The following is a 1,434-nucleotide window of genomic DNA, read 5'->3' on the forward strand; positions in this document are numbered from 1 at the left end:
TCGATCCGGCGCGTCACGCCGCGCGCCCGGCCCGGGTGATCGCACCGAATCCGATTCCGCCGATTCATTTTCCCGAGACGCTGCCAGTTTCCGCCCGGCGCGATGAGATCGCTGCAGCGATCCAGTCGAATCAGGTGGTTATCGTCAGCGGCGAAACCGGCTCCGGCAAAACCACCCAGCTCCCGAAAATCTGTCTGGCGCTCGGCCGTGGCCTCGGTGCAGGCGGATCGGGTCTTATCGGACACACGCAGCCGCGGCGGATCGCGGCATCGGCGACGGGACGCCGGATTGCCGAAGAACTCGGCACGCCGTTCGGCGAGGTCGTAGGGTACAAGGTCCGCTTCACGGACAACCTGTCCCCCGGCGCATCAGTGAAACTGATGACGGACGGCATCTTGCTTGCCGAAACGCAGACCGATCCGCTGCTCGCCGCGTACGACACGATCATCATCGACGAAGCGCACGAGCGCAGCCTGAACATCGATTTCCTGCTCGGCTATCTGCGGGAAATCCTGCCGCGGCGGCCTGATCTGAAGGTGATCGTGACGTCAGCGACCATCGATGCCGATCGTTTCGCCCGGCACTTCGGCAGCGATGAAAAACCCGCACCGGTGATCGAGGTGAGCGGGCGCTTGTATCCGGTTGAAGTGCGCTATCGGCCGGTTGAGGAGACGAGCGCTGCGGTGAAGTCGGCGCAGGGGACAAACAGCCCGAGCGCAGCCACGCCTCAGAAAGACCGCCCAAGAAACCAGCGCGAAAACGATCGCGACCTGATGGAAGCCATCGTGGACGCCGTCGACGAACTCTGCCGCGAAGGTCCCGGCGACGTCCTCGTATTCCTGCCCGGCGAGCGAGAAATCCGCGAGGCCGCCGAGGCGCTGCGCAAGCACCATCCGCCGCATACGGAAATCCTGCCGCTGTTCGCGCGGCTTTCTGCGGCGGAGCAGGAGCGTGTGTTCAAGTCATCGAACGCGCGGCGCATCGTGCTTTCCACGAACGTTGCGGAAACGTCGCTGACCGTGCCGGGCATTCGTTATGTTGTCGATACCGGCCTGGCGCGCATCAAACGCTACTCGTACAGAAACAAAGTAGAGCAGTTGCAGATCGAACCGATTTCGCAAAGCTCGGCAAATCAGCGCGCGGGCCGCTGCGGCCGCGTGGCCGACGGCGTCTGCATCCGTCTCTACGAAGAGGATGATTACGCACTGCGTACGCGGTTCACCGATCCGGAAATCCTGCGTTCGTCGCTCGCGTCGGTGATCCTGCGGATGAAGTCGCTGCATCTGACGGCCATCGAAACGTTTCCGTTTCTCGAGCCGCCGCCGGGCCGCGCGATTGCCGATGGTTATCAGTTGCTGAACGAACTCGGCGCCGTCGATGACGACAACACGCTCACGCCGCTCGGCCGCGAACTCGCGCGTTTGCCGCTCGATA

1 protein-coding gene is annotated in these 1,434 nt (G+C 63.5%); it reads left to right on the top strand.

Annotation, left to right across the window (positions count from 1 at the left end):
- Positions 1-1,434, top strand: a 1,434-nt coding sequence (hrpA, locus tag ACRXB1_RS35985) for an ATP-dependent RNA helicase HrpA (RefSeq protein WP_449494768.1), incomplete at both ends; no start/stop codon positions are given.

This window comes from Caballeronia sp. M23-90 (genome assembly GCF_053574605.1).